Source organism: Variovorax guangxiensis, assembly GCF_003952165.1.
Lineage (GTDB): Bacteria > Pseudomonadota > Gammaproteobacteria > Burkholderiales > Burkholderiaceae_C > Variovorax > Variovorax guangxiensis.
The window spans coordinates 53,210-68,377 of record NZ_RXFT01000020.1 but is presented as its reverse complement, the minus strand read 5'-3'; the positions used below and the strand labels follow the sequence as shown (position 1 = coordinate 68,377).

Here is a 15,168-nt window from a genome sequence, read left to right as displayed (position 1 = left end):
CGGCAGAACCGATACGCCATGAGCCTCCTCCTCGACAAGGTCAGCTACAACTACCCCGGCAGCACGCACGGCCTGCACGAGGTGTCGCTCGACGTGCACACCGGCGAGCTGGTCGCGGTGATCGGGCCCAGCGGCTCGGGCAAGTCGACGCTGCTCAAGCTGGTGTCGGGCCTGGAGACGGGCCACACCGGCCGCATCGCGCTCGACGGCGAAGACATGTCGCGCACGCCGGTGCACCAGCGCCACATCGGCATGGTGTTCCAGAGCTACGCGCTCTTTCCGCACCTGAGCGTGCTCGACAACGTCGCCTACGGCCTCAAGCTGCGCAAGGTGGCCACGGCCGAGCGGCATCGCCGCGCGCAGGAGCTGCTCGACATCGTGGGGCTGGGCGAGTTCTCCGGTCGCGCGGTGGCGCAGCTTTCGGGCGGGCAGCAGCAGCGCGTGGCGCTGGCCCGCGCGCTGGCCATCGACCCGCGCGCCCTGCTGCTCGACGAGCCGCTCTCGGCGCTCGACGCCAGCGTGCGCGGCCACCTGCGCGACCAGATCCGCGCCATCCAGCAGCGCTTCAATGCCACCACGCTGCTGGTCACGCACGACCAGGAGGAAGCGCTGGCCATGGCCGACCGCGTGGCGATGCTGAAAGACGGCCGGCTGCTGCAGATCGCCACGCCGCGCGACATCTACGAGAACCCCGCGAGCCGCGCGGTGGCGGAGTTCGTCGGGCTCTCGACGATCCTGCCCGCGAAGGTGGCTGCGCCCGGCCGGCTGGACATGGGTTTTGCCGAGCTCTTCGCCGACACCGGCCGGCGCGCCTTCGGCACCGAGGTGCACGTGCTGGTGCGCCCCGAGCACATCCGGCCCGACCCTGCCGCCGACGCCGTCAATCGCCTCGCGGGTCGCACCGGCGCGCAGCGCTACCTGGGCGCGCTCACGCGCTACGACTTCGAAGTTCCGGGCGCCGGCAAACCCTTCCTCGCCGAATCGGCGAAGCCCGCCGGCGAGGCCATCGCCATCGCGCCCGAGCACCTCCGCTTACTCGACCACTGACCTCTTCCTCCAAGGAGCCACCATGCAACGCAGACATCTGATCCAGGCCGCCGGCGCACTGCCGCTGGCCTCTCTCGCGGCCCGTACCGCATTCGCCTTCGACGGCCCCGAGCTCTACGCGGGCGAGAAGGCGCTGTACGCCGAGGCGCAGAAGGAAGGCCTGTGCGTCTCCTTCGACACCGGCCCCGAGTGGGCCAACTGGAAGTCGCTGTTCCGCGACTTCAAGAAGCGCTACCCCGAGATCGAGCTGACCTACAACGACATCGGCTCCGCCGCCACCGTGGTCTCGCTCGAGAAGACCAGGCGCCGCCCGCAGGCCGACACCGCCTACTACTTCGCCGCCTCCGCCGTCGACGCCGTGAAAAAGGACGTGGTCGCGCCCTTCAAGCCCGTCAATTTCGACAAGCTGCCGGCCGTGTTCCGCGAGGCCGAGGGCCGCTGGTTCACCATCCACACGCTCAACATCGCCTTCCTGGTCAACAAGAAGCTGGTGAAGAACGTGCCCACGAGCTGGGCCGACCTGCTCAAGCCAGAGTTCAAGAACACGGTGGTGTACCTCGACCCGCGCTCCACCGGCATCGGCCAGGTGCTGACCTTCGCGGCGGCATACGCCAACGGCGGCAGCGTCGACAACGTGCAGCCCGGCACCGACTACCTCGGCAAGCTGCATGCCGCCGGCAACGTGCTTCGCGTGGAAGGCACCACGCCCTATGCCAAGTTCCTCAAGGGCGAGATCCCGGTGTGGATCAGCTACGAGAACGACGGCCTGAAGGCCAAGCACGTCGACGGCATGGGCGACGCGGTGGAAGTCGTGATTCCCAAGGAAGCCAGCGTGGCCGCGCCCTACGCCATCAGCCTGGTGAAGAACGGCCCGAACCCGAACGCCGGCAAGCTGTGGCTCAACTTCATCATGAGCGAGGCCGGCCAGTCGCTGTTCGCCCAGGGCTTCGTGCGCCCTGCCGTGCCGGGCACGCCGCTGTCGGCCGACGTGGCCGCCAGGATGCCCGCCGCGCCGCAGATCAAGCCGCTCGACGTGGTGAAGGCCTCGGAGCGCAAGGCGGAAATCGACAAGCTCTGGGCGCAGGCCGCACTGGGCAAGTAAGCAGCCATGCGACGCTTTGGCGCCTGGCCCGCGTGGGCCTTCATGGCGCTGTTCTTCGCGGTGCCGCTGGCGGCGCTGCTGCCCGAGGCCTTCGGCGAAGGCGGCAGCGCCTTCGGGCGGCTGTTCGGCAACGCGCTCTTCTTCGGCGCGTTGCGCAATACGCTGGCGCTCGGGCTCGCGGCGGGTGCGATGTCGGCGCTGGTGGGCACCTGCATCGCTATCGAGCTGGCGCGCCAGCCTGCCGCGCGCCGTCGCTGGATGATGACGCTGCTGGGCCTGCCGCTGGCCTTTTCGGGCCTGGTGATCGCCTACGGCTTCATCCTGGCCTTCGGCCGGGCGGGCTTCGTGACGCAGCTGCTCGCGGGGCTGGGCGCCGACCCGGCCGCCATCGGCAGCTGGATCTACAGCGTGTCGGGCCTGGGTTTTGCGTATGCCTACTACCTGATTCCGCGCGTGGCGCTGTCGCTGTACCCGGTGTTCGCGAACCTCGACCTGCGCCCGGCGCAGGCGGCACGCACGCTGGGCGCCTCGCGCTCGCGCGCCTTCTGGGACACGGTGGTGCCCGAGGTGCTGCCTTCGGTCCTGTCGAACGCCTGCATGGTGGCCGCGATAGCAATGGGCACCTACGGCACGGCGCTGGCGCTGGTGGGCACGCAGCTCAACATCCTGCCGCTGATGCTGCTGGCGCAGGTGGGCGACGGCGGTTCCGATTTCGCGGTGGCGGCGGCCCTGTCGCTGGTGCTGATGGTTGTGTGTGTGATCGTGATGGGAGTGGGCGATGTCTTTACGCGAAGGCGCGAGCGCGGCGGTGCTGCCGGCGCCGGTCACTGAGGCGCTGGAACGCCTCGCGCAGAAACAGCGGGGGCCTGCGCGCCACCGCCAGCCGGTGGCCATCATCGGCCCCGGCGACGGCGGCCCGGCCGAGTGCGAGGCCGCCCATGCGGTGGCGCATGCGCTGGCCGGCGCTGGCATGGCGGTGGTCTGCGGCGGGCGCGGCGGCGTGATGGCGGCCGCCTCGCGCGGCGCTGTGGAAGCCGGCGGCATCGCCGTGGGCATCCTGCCCGAGGACGACGACCGCAACGCCAACGAATGGCTCAGCGTGGCCATCCCCACCGGCATGGGCGAGATGCGCAACGGCATCGTCGCGCGCAGCGGCGTGTGCCTGGTCGCCATCGGCGGCAACATGGGCACGCTGTCTGAAATGGCGCTGGGCCTCAAGTGGGGCAAGCCGGTGTTCGTGATGCACGGCGACGTGGCGCTGCCCGGCGCGGTGCAGGCCACGGACGTGAACGACATGCTGGCGAAGGTGCTGGCCTGCCTGTTGAACTGACCCGAGCTGACGGGGCAGCCGCATTGCACAATGCCGGCATGCCCTACATGCCAACCTTCGTCGCTCCCGCCCGCTTCACCGACGCCGCCGCCGCACTCGAACAGGTCAAGCTGATCTACCAGAGCGGCCTCGCGCACCTGCGCGAATCGATGCTGCGCTTCGTCGCCGGCGAAGAACTGCCGGGTCGGGTGCGGGCCTGCTACCCCTTCGTGCGGGTGCACACCCACACCGTCTCGCGCCACACGCCGCCGGCCAACGCCGGCCTGAGCTACGGCTTCGTGGCCGGCCCCGGCCGCTACGAGACCACGCTGACGCGCCCCGACCTGTTCTCGCGCTACTACCTCGACCAGTTCCGCCTGCTGCTGGAAAACCACCAGGTCGAGCTCGAGGTCGGCACCAGCACGCAGCCGATCCCGATCCATTTCTCCTTCGCCGAGAACGACCACATCGAAGGCACCATGAGCGCCGAGCGCCGCGCCCTCATGCGCGACGTGTTCGACCTGCCCGACCTGGGCGTGATGGACGACGGCATCGCCAACGGCACCTTCGAGGCGCGCGACGGCGAGGCGCAGCCGCTGTCGCTGTTCACCGCCGCGCGGGTCGACTACTCGCTGCACCGCCTGCGCCACTACTCGGGCACGGCGCCGGAGTGGTTCCAGAACTTCGTGCTCTTCACCAACTACCAGTTCTACATCGACGAATTCGTGCGCCTGGGCCACGAGGCCATGGCCGACGAGAACAGCGAGTACGTCGCCTTCATCGAGCCCGGCAACGTGGTCACGCGCCGCCGCGGCCTGCCCGCCGGCTCGAGCGCCACCTACGGCCACCTGCTCGACGGCAGCCAGGGCACCGCGCCGCCGCGGCTGCCGCAGATGCCGGCCTACCACCTGGTGCGCGAGGACTGCAGCGGCACCACCATGGTCAACATCGGCGTGGGCCCGGCCAACGCCAAGACCATCACCGACCACATCGCGGTGCTGCGCCCGCATGCCTGGATGATGCTGGGCCACTGCGCGGGCCTGCGCAACACGCAGCAGCTCGGCGACTACGTGCTGGCCCACGCCTACGTGCGCGAGGACCACGTGCTCGACGAGGAACTGCCGCTGTGGGTGCCGATCCCGGCGCTGTCGGAGATCCAGCTCGCACTCGAAAAAGCAGTGGCCGACGTCACGCGCTACGAGGGCCCCGACCTGAAGAAGATCATGCGCACCGGCACCGTGGCCAGCACAGACAACCGCAACTGGGAGCTGCTGCCGGGCAACCAGCCGCAGCGCCGCTTCAGCCAGAGCCGCGCGGTGGCCCTGGACATGGAAAGCGCGACCATCGCGGCCAACGGCTTCCGCTTCCGCGTGCCCTACGGCACCCTGCTGTGCGTGAGCGACAAGCCGCTGCACGGCGAGATCAAGCTGCCCGGCATGGCCAACCACTTCTACCGCGAGCGCGTGGAGCAGCACCTGCGCATCGGCATGCGGGCCATCGACATCCTTCGAGCCGAGGGCTCGACCCGGCTGCACAGCCGCAAGCTGCGCAGCTTCGCCGAAGTGGCGTTCCAGTAAGAAGAACGGCTCCAGCAGGGGCCCGGCAAGGGCCGGGGCCTCAGGGTTTGTCCTGCCCGCGGCCGCGCGGGATTGGCGCGTTTCGCGGACATCATCCGGTCTATCCCACGACAACCGGAAAGAAGATGACCCAGTCGCGCTCCGTTCCCCCCATCTCCCGTCGCAGTTTTTCTGCATGGATCGCGGCCTCGGCCGCCGCAGCCGGCGCAGGACACGCCGCGCTGTGGCCACGCGCCGCGCACGCCGCCGACGCGCCGCTGAGCAACCGGCTGCGCATCGTGATCCCCGCCAACGAAGGCGGCGGCTGGGACCAGACGGGCCGTGCGCTGGGCGCCGCGATGCTGGCATCGGGCGCGGTGGGCAACGTGGTGTACGAGAACGTCGGCGGCAAGGGCGGCACGATCGGTCTCGCCAGGTACGTCGAGAAATACGACGCCGATCCCGACACGCTGCTGATGAGCGGCATGGTCATGGTCGGCGCGGTGGCGCTGCAGAAGCCCACGGTCACCATGGCCAACATGGCGCCCATCGCCCGCCTCACCAGCGACTACGAAGTGATCGCGGTGAAAGCCGACTCACCCATCAGGACGCCCAAGGACCTGATCGCGCAGCTGCGCGCGGACGCGGCCGGCACCGTCATTGCGGGCGGCTCGGCAGGCGGCGTGGACCACATGTACGCCGGCATGCTGGCGCGCGTGGCCGATGCCTCGCAGTCGCTGGTCTACCAGGCGCACCCCGGCGGAGCGGAGGTGGTCGAGGCACTCGATACCGGCAAGGCCGTGGCGGGCATCTCGGGCTACAGCGAGTTCGCCGAGGGCCTGGCCAGCGGCAAGCTGCGCGCCATCGGCGTGTCGTCGAAGCGGCCGTTCCAGGGCATCGCCTCGGTGCGCGAACAGGGCGTGGACGCCGACCTCGCCAACTGGCGCGGCGTGCTCACCGGCCGCAAGGTACCGCCATACCGCAAGGCGGCCCTGCTGACGGTGGTGCGGCGCGCCACCGCCACCGATCTGTGGCAGAAAACCGTCAAGCAGAACAACTGGGACCCTTTCTGGCTCGAGGGCAAGGAGTTCGAGAACTTCCTCGAGACCGACACCGCGATGGCCGGCCCTCTCATCTATCTGCTGAAGCTCAAGGCCTGAACCGCCGGTTCGCTCGCTAGGGTTTGTTCGGGTTTACCCCGAGCAAATGACACTAATGACTGACACGGTTTTCGTCGATCATCCGGTTACTTTTATAGGGAGCCGGAAACAAAATGACGCATTTCGTGCCAACTGCCCCCACGAGGCTGTCTCGCCGTGGCTTCACCGCCTGGATGGCATCGGCCGCCGCCGTGGGCGTTGTGCCCGCGCTGCGGCCTTCAGCAGCGGGCGCGGCTGAAGCGCAGCTCGCACCCAGGCTGCGCATCGTCATTCCCGCCAACGAAGGCGGCGGCTGGGACCAGACCGGCCGCGCGCTGGGCGCCGCAATGATCGCGTCGGGCGCGGTGGGCGACATCAGCTACGAGAACATCGGCGGCAAGGGCGGCACCATCGGCCTCGCCAAGTACGTCGAGAAGTACGACGCCGACCCCGACACGCTGCTCATGAGCGGCATGGTCATGGTCGGTGCCGTGGCACTGCAAAAGCCCGCCATCACCATGGCGCAGGTCGCGCCGGTGGCCCGGCTCACCAGCGACTACGAAGTGGTGGCCGTGAAGGCCGACTCTCCCATCAAGACGCCGAAGGACCTGATCGCACAGCTGCGCGCAGATGCCGCGAAGACGGTCATTGCGGGCGGCTCGGCCGGCGGCGTGGACCACATGTACGCGGGCATGCTGGCGCGCGTGGCCGGCAATGCGGGGGCGCTGGTCTACCAGCCGCACCCGGGCGGCGCGCAGGTGGTCGAGGCGCTCGAATCGGGCAAGGCAGCCGCCGGCATCTCGGGCTACAGCGAATTCAGCGAGCAACTCGCCAACGGCAAGCTGCGCGCCATCGGCGTGTCGGCCAAGCGGCCGTTCCTGGGCATTCCGTCGGTGCGCGAACAGGGCGTGGACGCCGACCTCGCCAACTGGCGCGGCGTGCTCACCGGCAAGAAGGTCACGGCGGAACGAAAGGCCGTGCTGCTCGAAGCCGTGCGCCGCGCCACCCAGGCCGACGTCTGGCAGAAGACCATCAAGCGCAACAACTGGGACCCGTACTGGATGGCGGGCAAGGACTTCGAGAGCTTCCTCGATCTGGATACGGCGATGGCCGGGCCCCTCATCTATCTGCTCAAGCTCAAGGCCTGAGGCAGGTTCACCCCAGGCTTCGCGCACTTCGTGTCGCTGCGCCCCCCATTCCGGGGGCGACACCTGCGGCCCGGCGAAGCCGGTTCCGCAGTGTCTGCTGCCTTGGGCCGCTCGATCAGGAAAAAAGCTCCGGCATCTCCCGCTGCGCCTTCGGCGTCAGCGTGAGCGCCCGCCCATCCAGCTCCTGCCGCACCCATCCCCGTTTCAACGAGAGTTGCAGCCACGCCGCGCCCAGCGCGCCGCCCAAGTGCGGGCGGCGCTCGCTCCAGTCGAGGCAGGCACAGGCGAAGCGGCGGCGCGAGCGGCGCACCTCGTCGATCTCCACGCCCAGGCTCTCCAGCGCGATCGCACCATCGGGCGTGAGTTCGTAGGAGCCGCTGTGCAATCCGCTGAGCCAGCCCTGCGCATGCAGCCGGTCGTGCAGCGCGACGCCGGCCGTGCCCGCCATGTGGTCGTAGCAGGTGCGGGCGCTGCGCAGGCGGCTCGGCGTGCTGGGCTTGAACTCGGGCGCGGGTGGCGTGCGTGGGGTGCCGGCCACCACCATCAGGCTTTCGAGCGCGGAAGCGACGTCGTCGTTGGCGAGGCGGAAATAGCGGTGCTTGCCCTGCACCAGCACGTCGACCAGCCGCTCTTCCTTCAGGCGCGCCAAGTGTGCACTGGCGGTGGAGGCTGCCACCTCGGCGACGGTAGCGAGCTCGGTGGCGGTGCGCGCGTGGCCGTCCATCAGGCAGCTCAGCATGCGGGCGCGCGCCGGCTCGGCGATCGCGCCGGCCAGGCGGGCGAGCTGAAAGTCGGCGGATGAGGAAAGGGTGTCGTCCATGCGCCCATCCTAAGACGGCGGCGCACGCCACACTTCGTTCACGGGCGAAGTGTGGCCGCAGCTTCGACCGCACACTGGCGCCATGACGAACACGAGCCCCACGCCCTCCGCCATGCCCGCTGATCCGGTTGCGGCTGCCACGCATGCCGATCCTTACCCGTACTACGCCGCCCTCCGCGACGGACCGCCGCTCGCGTGGAACGAGAAGCTGCGCCTGTGGGTCGCGAGCCGCGCGGACGTGGTCGAACAGGTGCTGCAGGCCCACGGTGCCTTGCGCGTGCGGCCGGCCGCCGAGGCCGTGCCGCGCGCCATCGTGGGCAGCCCGGCCGGCGAGGTTTTCGGTCACCTGGTCCGAATGAACGACGGTGCCGCGCATCAGGCCCACAGGCCCGCGCTGCAACGCGCGCTCGCCGGGCTCGACATGAACGCGGTGTACGCATCCGCCCTGCAGCTCGCGCAGCGCGTGCCTCGGCAGCAGCCGCTTTCCGACACGCTGTTCTCGATGCCGGTGCAGTCCGCCGCGCACCTGCTCGGATTTGCCGACGATGCGCTGCCGCAGGTGGACCGGTGGATGCGCGACTTCGTGGCCTGCCTGTCGCCGCTTTCCACGCTCGAACAGTTGCAGCGCGCGAGCACTGCCGCCGCGGAGCTGATGGCGCGCTTCGAAGTCCTGGCGACCGGCAATGCGCCGCGGCACGGCACGCTGCTCGCCGCGGTGATGGCAGAAAGCGCAGGCGGCGATGCGCCCCTGTCGCGCTCACTGCTCGCGAACCTCGCAGGCCTGCTCTCGCAGACCTGCGACGCCACGGCCGGACTGGTCGGCAACAGCCTGATCGCACTGATGCGCGAGCCGTCGCTGCGGCCCTCGGCCCGCACGCGCGGTGGCCTCCAGGCCGTCGTCGAGGAAACCGCGCGCCACGATCCGTCGGTGCAGAACACGCGGCGCTTCGCCGCAGAGGCCGTGACCATCGCCGGCACCGACGTGGCTGCGGGCGACACGGTGCTGGTGCTGCTGGCATCGGCCAACCGCGATCCGGCGTTCAACCCCGAGCCCGACCGGTTCATGCCCCTGCGCGAACGGCGCCGCATGCTCGGCTTCGGCCACGGCATGCACGCCTGTCCGGGACAGGCGCTGGCCTGCACGCTGGCCGCCGCCAGCCTCCACACGCTGCTGCAGCAGCATGCAGCCGACCTCGATGCGCAGCGCCTGCGCGGCTGGAGCTACCGGCCGTCGGCCAACGGGCGCATCCCCGTGTTCCACTGACCGGTGCCCGCGAGGTGCGGCGACAGCTGCGCATCGCCCCAGCGCAGCGGCAGCGCGCCCGGCCGGCGCAGCGCGTGCGTGACGCGGAAGCGCACCAGCCGCTCCGCCCCCTCGAACGCATCGACCTCGGGGCCGTTCCACACGATCTCGGCTGTGGCCGCCACGTGCAGCAGGTCGCCGCTGTCGAAGTCGACGAACAGCAGGCCCGCGCGCGGATGCACGGCGAGGTTGCCCAGCGTGTTGAAGAAGCGGTTGCCGTTGAAGTCCGGCAGCACGAGCGTGTCGTCGCCGTCGATGCGCACGAAGCCCGGACGGCCGCCGCGGTGCGACACGTCGACACCGTGCGAGCTCGCGTCGGCCTCGTCACCCGTCGCGGCTTCGTCGGGATAGGCTGTGGCGATGAACAGCGTGTCGGCGCTGCCGATGAGGCGATGCGCCGCGAGGTCCAGCTTGTCCAGCCATTGCGCGGGCGCCGCATCGCCGCCGCGCGGCGCGACGAACTCCGGCTCGCGCGCCTGGATATAGCGTGGGCAGTTGCCGAAACTCTGCTGCACCGCGACGGTGAAACCCGCTTCATCGAGCGCCTCCACCGTGCCGTTCATGCGGTTGCGCCGCCGTGTCTGAGGCTGGATGCCGAGCAGGCCCAGCGTGGCGCCCTGCTTCAGCTGGCCGATGAGCGGATCGCCCGCCGTGGGCAGCGCATCGACGCGCAGGTGCGTGGCATCGGGCGAGTGCACGAAGCCGGTGGGCCCGGCGAGCACGCTGGCCCAGGGCTGCAGATCGGCGTCGAGGCTGCCGGCCACGATAAACGGCAGCAGCGAGAAGAACTCGCGATGCTGGTCGGGCATGTAGTCGCGGATGACGCGCGGGCCGGCGACCTCCATCTGCTCGCGCGAACCCGCCAGCGCCTGCAGCGCGCGCTCGCCGGCATGGAAGGGCGCGGCGATCATGAGCCGGCCTCCGCGGCGAGTCCGACGCGCGAGCGCACCATCGGCACGAAGCCCGGCAGTGCTTCCACGCGCGCCAGCCAGTCACGCACCTTCGGATAGCCGTCGAGCGAAACGCTGCCTTCGGGCGCGTGCGCCACATAGGCATAGTTCGCGATGTCGGCCAGGGTCGCATTGGGACCCGCGAGAAAGGGCAGCTGCTGCAGATGCGTTTCCATCACCGAGAGCAGCGCGTGCGAGCGCTTCACGGTGTCGGTCGGATCGGTCGTGTGTCCGAACAGCACCATGATCCGCGCGGCCGCCGGGCCATAGGCCAGCGGACCGGCCGCCACCGAGAACCAGCGCTGCACGCGGGCCGCGCCGACCGCGTCGCGCGGCATCCAGCGCGACGGATCGGGCGAATAGCGCTCATTGAGATAGACCAGGATGGCGTTGGAATCGGCCAGCGTCAGGTCGCCGTCCTCGATCACCGGCACCTGCCCGAAGGGGTTGCGCGCCAGGAACTCCGGCGTGCGGTTCTCGCGCTTGCGCATGTCGAGATCGATGCTCTCGAAGGGCAGGCCGAGCATCGTGAGAAACAGGCGCACGCGATGCACATGGCCCGAGATGGGGGAGCCGTAGAGCTTGATGGGCTGGGCGGGACGGACGGCGGTCATGGCAATTCCTTTTCTGCAAAGAGGTGGGGCATGGACCGGATTCTTCTCTCTTGCACCGAATGAATGAATAGCCTTTCCTGTATTTGACTGCTGCGTTTTCCGGTTTAATCGCCCCATGGATCGCTTCAAGGCCATGCAGACCTTCGTTCAGATCGCCGACCAGGGCAGCCTGACCCGCGCCGCCGAGGCGTTGGGCACATCGCTGCCCGCGGTGGTGCGCTCGCTCGCCGCGCTGGAGGCGCACCTGGGCGTGCGCCTGTTCCACCGCACCACGCGCCGCCTCTCGCTCACCGAGGAGGGGCGCAGCTACCTGCCGAGCGCACGCGAGGTGCTGCTCGCGGCCGATGCCGCCGACCTCGCGCTGAAAGCCGAGGCGCGCGAGCCCGCCGGCCAGCTCACCATCACCGCGCCGGTGCTCTTCGGCCACATGTACGTGGCACCTGCCATCGTGCGCTTCATGAAGCGCTACGAAAAAGTGCGCTGCAGCGTGCGGCTGTACGACCGCACCGTGAACCTGCTGGATGAAGGCATCGACGTGGGAATCCGCATCAGCCCGCTGGAAGATTCCTCGCTCGTCGCCCAGACCATGGGCACCATCCGCCGCGTGCTGGTAGCGAGCCCCGACTACCTTGCGCAGCACGGAACACCGACGCACCCGCGCGAACTGAACGGCGCCCCGTGCGTGCGCGGCCGCGTCGATGCGCCGGCACAGTGGCAGTTCTACGAGGGCGGCAAGGCGATCAGCGTGACGCCCGACAACCGGCTGGAATTCAACCACCTCGCGCCCGCCATCGAATCGTGCGCCGCGGGCATGGGCTTCGGCACCTTCTTCTCGTACCAGGTGATGCCGCACGTGGCACGGGGCCGGCTGAAGCTGGTGCTCGAAGACTTCGAGCCGCCACCGCGGCCGGTGAGCGTGATCTATCCGAATGCGCGGCTGCTGCCGGCGCGCACTCGGGCGTTCATCGAGTGGATGAAGATGGAGTTTGAGGGGCTCAGGCTTTGAACCCTGCGCCCTGGCGTAGCTGCAGTTCGGACAACAGCGTCTCGACCAGGCCATGCAAGGCCTCGTGCAGTTGAGCGAGAAACGTCTCGAGCCGGTCAGGCAACGCATCGACCCGCGATACGCAGGTGCTGGCAGGCTCACCGATGAACGCCACCGCCTGCCCCGGCCCCGCCTTGTTGGGCAGAGTCCCGTGCCGCCACCATTCCCAGGCTTGCGCCATCGTCTTCACGGCCCGTTGGCCCGGAAATACCGGGTGCCGCGGCATGTCGCCGTTCAGCAGGTAACGCAGCCGCCCGGCGTCCGCCTTGTCCTGAGCGCACTCAGCGCGCAAAGCACGGCCGACGGCATCGGCGTCGATGGCGTTGTGCGGCACCAGCCACATCAGGTCGAGCAGATCCTTGAAGCGCGGCCGCACCAGGCACTGGTGAAGCTTCCAGGCGATCTGCAGATCGAGCGCGCAGGTGCTCGGCAGCTGGAACGCCTCTCCGAGGCATGGCACGTAGTGCAACGCGACAGGCGGAGGGTCGAGCTTCAGGTTGAAGCTCACATCCAGCCGAAAGCGGTGAAGAGCCGTTTCCGATTCGCCATCGAGCACACAGCCGTCGATGTCGGTGCTCACGGTGGGAAAGTCGTCGTCCATCGCGTAGTCGATCATTCGCCAGAACGCGTTGTCGATGAACGAACGGAAGTGCAGGCCATCATCGAGATGCACCGTGGTCACGGACTGCGCCCACGTATTCAGCTGCCGGGCGCTGCGCTCGCGGTCGAAAGGCTCGATGCACACCCAGTCGATGTCGCGCGACAGGCGTTCGTTGTCCTGCGCCGGCCCGCTCAGGTATTGGCGCGTGATGAGGCTGCCCTTGAGCATGAAGGGGCCGCCGACCCATGCCGCCCGTCGCATGAAACCTTCCAGCAGGACGAGTTCGCGAACCTGCTCGACCGATGCGCCCGTGCGTTCGGCCTCACGCTCGATGCCGGTCTGCGTCACACGGGCCATCATGCAGCTGCTTCCAGCCATCCCGCGTCCATCGACTCGCGGCTGTCGAGCAGGCAGATCTCCGTCTCCTGCTTCAGCAGCGGCCAGCCCTGGCGCTCCAACTGGCCGGTCAGTGCCGCGACCCGAGCCTTGAACCCGTCCAGCGGTTCGCGGCTGCGCAGGGTGGCGAAGCGCACGTCCGTCTCGTCCTTCAGGCTGTTGCGCGAGAGGCGCGCGCCGTGCGTCTCGCACAGGTGCTGCAACGCGGAGGCGTCGTGCACGCGCAGCTTGCCGTGCCATTCGAAGTACTCGTCGGGCCGGCTCAGGCACTCGTGACCCTGGATGGGGGCCTCGACCTTCACGCGCAGCACGGCCATGCCCGCGCGCGCCAGCCACTGCGCGAGCGCCATCGCCTCGGCCTTCGCCTCGGCGAGGTCGCCGCGCAGCCAGGTGGTGGCCATGGGCTGCTGCTTCTGCTGGCCGTGGGCGAGGTCGATCAGCAGCGGCTTGAGCCCCACCTGCTCGCAGACTTCGACGAAGAAAGGAATCCGCGCGGCATCCATTGCGCCGCAAGTCAAGTGGAGTTCGAGCCGGCCTTTCAGCGGCCGCGGAATCGTGTTCATGGCGCGCCCCCCCGATCTGGCAGAGGCTTGCCGTCGCACAGCGCGGCCGTGTCGGCGACCATGCCGCGCACCGCTTCTTCCATGCCGAGATTGAGCACCGACATGAATTCGCCATTGCCGCTGGCCCAGTTCGCGCGCGTGCCCATGCCGTGGTACTGGCGCATCACGGGCTCGGCGCCGGGCATGCGGTAGCTGGCCTGCAGCACGACGTGCGAGACGAGGTTGAGGCCCGACGACCACGAATGCGCCAGGCGCAGCGCGACGTCGGCCGTGACCTGCCTCGCAGCAGCGCCCGTCGAGGGCGGCGCGGCGCTCACCACCTGCAGGCCGTAGCGGCTCGCGGACTGCAGCGCACTGCGCGCCCACTCGACCGGATCGCCGCCGGCACGGATGGACTGCACCTTCACCGGCGTGGCGTGCAGCGTGGGCAGCATCAACGTCAGGTTGCCGACGCTGACCTTGTTCAGGCGCATGTCGTCGATCTTCGGCAGATACAGCGTGCAGCCGCTGGCTACGCGCAGCACAGGGGCGGGCGTGCTGTTGGGCCGCTCGGCCGGCTCGGGTGCCGCTTCGTAGACCATGGGAAGCGGCTCGGTCTCGGTCAGCGCGTGCGAGATGCCCGGCGTGGCGCCGAGCATGCACAGGGCGCTGAAAGCGGCCGGCCTCCAGGCGTGGCGCAGCGGCCTCATGGCGCGGCGCTCCTGACCGAGTAGAGAGCACCGTCCTGGTCGCGGAACAGCACGCGGCCCGGCCGCTCGTCGAAGCTCTGGCCGGCCAGCGTCACCCATGAGCCATTGACGTTGAAGCGCGCGGTCTTCACCGCGCCCGAGCGCGCGCCGGCGATGTCCAGCGCCACCGCATGCAGCGTCTGCGTCATCGACTCGCGCATCATGCCGCGCAGCACCTGCCCGTCATCGGCGGTGAGGCGGCGGATGACGGTGGCGCGCGCGACGCCGCCCACGGGCGTCTGGAAGATGGCGGCGGCACGGTAGCTGGGCTCGCTCCTGCCGTCCTGCCAGAGCAGGGCCGAGGTGCGCGTGGTGAAGGCGCCCAGGCCGGGCTCCAGCGCGTACTGCAGCAACAGCACCATGTAGGCGGGACCGTTCTTCGTGGCGGCGATGCGGGCCTCGTGCTCGGCCTTGACGGGCATGGCCGGAAGCAGCCGCGCGGAGCGGATCTTCAGCGGGAACGAAGACGGCTCGCCGAGCTGCGCCTCGAGCGCCCGGGCCGCCTCGGCGCGGTAGTCGTAGTCGAGCAGCGGGCCGACGATGGACTGCACCTCGGCGCTCATGTCCTTCTGGCGCGACTGCTGCACGGAGGAATCGATGAGCGCGCCGATGAGCCCGCCGCCCGTGGCGGCGCTCACGCCGGGCGCCTGCGCGGAGAACATGAAGCTCTCCTGCGCGACGACGACGCGCACGTCGACTTCCTGGACCTTGTTGCGGTCCGCGGCCGCCAAGGGCCGGTGAAAAGGTGCGCAGGCGCCGAGCAGCAGCAAGGCCGCCAGGGCCAACCAGAAACGCAGCATCCTTGGGCCTCCCCCCGTGCAATGCCAGACATTCATCCGTTGATGGA

The 15,168-nt window shown here is 69.5% G+C and carries 16 protein-coding genes; 9 read left to right on the top strand and 7 right to left on the bottom strand.

Annotated features, from left to right (window positions below; genetic code table 11):
- The first annotated feature begins 18 nt into the window (after nt 1–18).
- From EJP67_RS30625 to EJP67_RS30595, 7 genes are all read left to right on the top strand, one after another.
- Nucleotides 19–1,047 carry an ABC transporter ATP-binding protein gene (locus tag EJP67_RS30625; RefSeq protein ID WP_126025478.1) on the top strand — a complete coding sequence of 343 codons (1,029 nt, stop codon included), beginning with the start codon at nt 19–21 and terminating at the stop codon, nt 1,045–1,047.
- Nucleotides 1,048–1,069: 22 nt separating this feature from the next.
- Complete coding sequence (locus tag EJP67_RS30620; protein WP_126025477.1) at nt 1,070–2,149, top strand: extracellular solute-binding protein; 1,080 nt, start codon at nt 1,070–1,072, stop codon at nt 2,147–2,149.
- Nucleotides 2,150–2,155: 6 nt separating this feature from the next.
- Complete coding sequence (locus EJP67_RS30615; RefSeq protein WP_126025476.1) at nt 2,156–2,980, top strand: ABC transporter permease; 825 nt, start codon at nt 2,156–2,158, stop codon at nt 2,978–2,980.
- Nucleotides 2,928–3,479, top strand: coding sequence for a TIGR00725 family protein (locus EJP67_RS30610; RefSeq protein ID WP_126025475.1), 552 nt, complete (start codon nt 2,928–2,930; stop codon nt 3,477–3,479). Before EJP67_RS30615 ends, EJP67_RS30610 begins: the two co-directional genes overlap by 53 nt.
- Nucleotides 3,480–3,517: 38 nt before the next feature.
- Nucleotides 3,518–5,035, top strand: a complete 1,518-nt coding sequence (locus EJP67_RS30605) for an AMP nucleosidase (protein ID WP_126025474.1) — start codon at nt 3,518–3,520, stop codon at nt 5,033–5,035.
- Nucleotides 5,036–5,160: 125 nt separating this feature from the next.
- Nucleotides 5,161–6,174 (top strand): Bug family tripartite tricarboxylate transporter substrate binding protein, encoded by a 1,014-nt coding sequence (locus tag EJP67_RS30600; RefSeq protein ID WP_206169582.1) that lies wholly within the window; start codon nt 5,161–5,163, stop codon nt 6,172–6,174.
- A 173-nt stretch (nt 6,175–6,347) separates the two neighbouring features.
- Nucleotides 6,348–7,301 carry a Bug family tripartite tricarboxylate transporter substrate binding protein gene (locus EJP67_RS30595; RefSeq protein WP_126025522.1) on the top strand — a complete coding sequence of 318 codons (954 nt, stop codon included), beginning with the start codon at nt 6,348–6,350 and terminating at the stop codon, nt 7,299–7,301.
- A 115-nt stretch (nt 7,302–7,416) separates the two neighbouring features.
- Here EJP67_RS30595 and EJP67_RS30590 read toward each other — a convergent pair whose 3' ends face one another.
- Nucleotides 7,417–8,121, bottom strand: a complete 705-nt coding sequence (locus EJP67_RS30590) for an ArsR/SmtB family transcription factor (RefSeq protein WP_126025473.1) — start codon at nt 8,119–8,121, stop codon at nt 7,417–7,419.
- 112 nt (nt 8,122–8,233) lie between these two features.
- Between EJP67_RS30590 and EJP67_RS30585 the strand changes: the two genes are divergently transcribed.
- Nucleotides 8,234–9,385: a cytochrome P450 gene (locus EJP67_RS30585; protein WP_126025521.1), complete on the top strand. Its 1,152-nt coding sequence runs from the start codon at nt 8,234–8,236 to the stop codon at nt 9,383–9,385.
- On the opposite strand, the gene EJP67_RS30580 is transcribed toward EJP67_RS30585, so the two are convergent.
- Together EJP67_RS30580 and EJP67_RS30575 are read right to left on the bottom strand one after the other, a co-directional pair.
- Nucleotides 9,343–10,335 carry a pyridoxamine 5'-phosphate oxidase family protein gene (locus EJP67_RS30580; protein WP_126025472.1) on the bottom strand — a complete coding sequence of 331 codons (993 nt, stop codon included), beginning with the start codon at nt 10,333–10,335 and terminating at the stop codon, nt 9,343–9,345. The genes EJP67_RS30585 and EJP67_RS30580 overlap by 43 nt on opposite strands.
- Nucleotides 10,332–10,988, bottom strand: a complete 657-nt coding sequence (locus EJP67_RS30575; protein ID WP_126025471.1) for a glutathione S-transferase family protein — start codon at nt 10,986–10,988, stop codon at nt 10,332–10,334. The genes EJP67_RS30580 and EJP67_RS30575 overlap by 4 nt, the downstream gene beginning before the upstream one ends.
- A 115-nt stretch (nt 10,989–11,103) precedes the next feature.
- Here EJP67_RS30575 and EJP67_RS30570 point away from each other — a divergent pair, with 115 nt between their 5' ends.
- Nucleotides 11,104–11,994 (top strand): LysR family transcriptional regulator, encoded by an 891-nt coding sequence (locus tag EJP67_RS30570; protein ID WP_126025470.1) that lies wholly within the window; start codon nt 11,104–11,106, stop codon nt 11,992–11,994.
- On the opposite strand, the gene EJP67_RS30565 is transcribed toward EJP67_RS30570, so the two are convergent.
- Genes EJP67_RS30565 through EJP67_RS30550 form a run of 4 tightly spaced genes read right to left on the bottom strand, consistent with a single transcriptional unit; the run spans nt 11,984 to nt 15,121 of the window.
- A complete protein-coding gene (locus tag EJP67_RS30565) occupies nt 11,984–12,994 on the bottom strand; it encodes a nucleotidyl transferase AbiEii/AbiGii toxin family protein (protein WP_165909755.1) in 1,011 nt (336 codons plus the stop codon). The two genes, EJP67_RS30570 and EJP67_RS30565, sit on opposite strands and share 11 nt — an antisense overlap.
- Entirely contained in the window at nt 12,991–13,593 is a 603-nt protein-coding gene (locus EJP67_RS30560; protein WP_126025468.1) for a hypothetical protein, read from the bottom strand. The genes EJP67_RS30565 and EJP67_RS30560 overlap by 4 nt, the downstream gene beginning before the upstream one ends.
- Nucleotides 13,590–14,282 (bottom strand): hypothetical protein, encoded by a 693-nt coding sequence (locus EJP67_RS30555; protein ID WP_126025467.1) that lies wholly within the window; start codon nt 14,280–14,282, stop codon nt 13,590–13,592. The genes EJP67_RS30560 and EJP67_RS30555 overlap by 4 nt, the downstream gene beginning before the upstream one ends.
- On the bottom strand, nt 14,279–15,121 hold the full coding sequence (locus EJP67_RS30550) for a hypothetical protein (protein ID WP_126025466.1): 843 nt from the start codon (nt 15,119–15,121) through the stop codon (nt 14,279–14,281). Before EJP67_RS30550 ends, EJP67_RS30555 begins: the two co-directional genes overlap by 4 nt.
- Between the last annotated feature and the right edge of the window lie 47 nt (nt 15,122–15,168).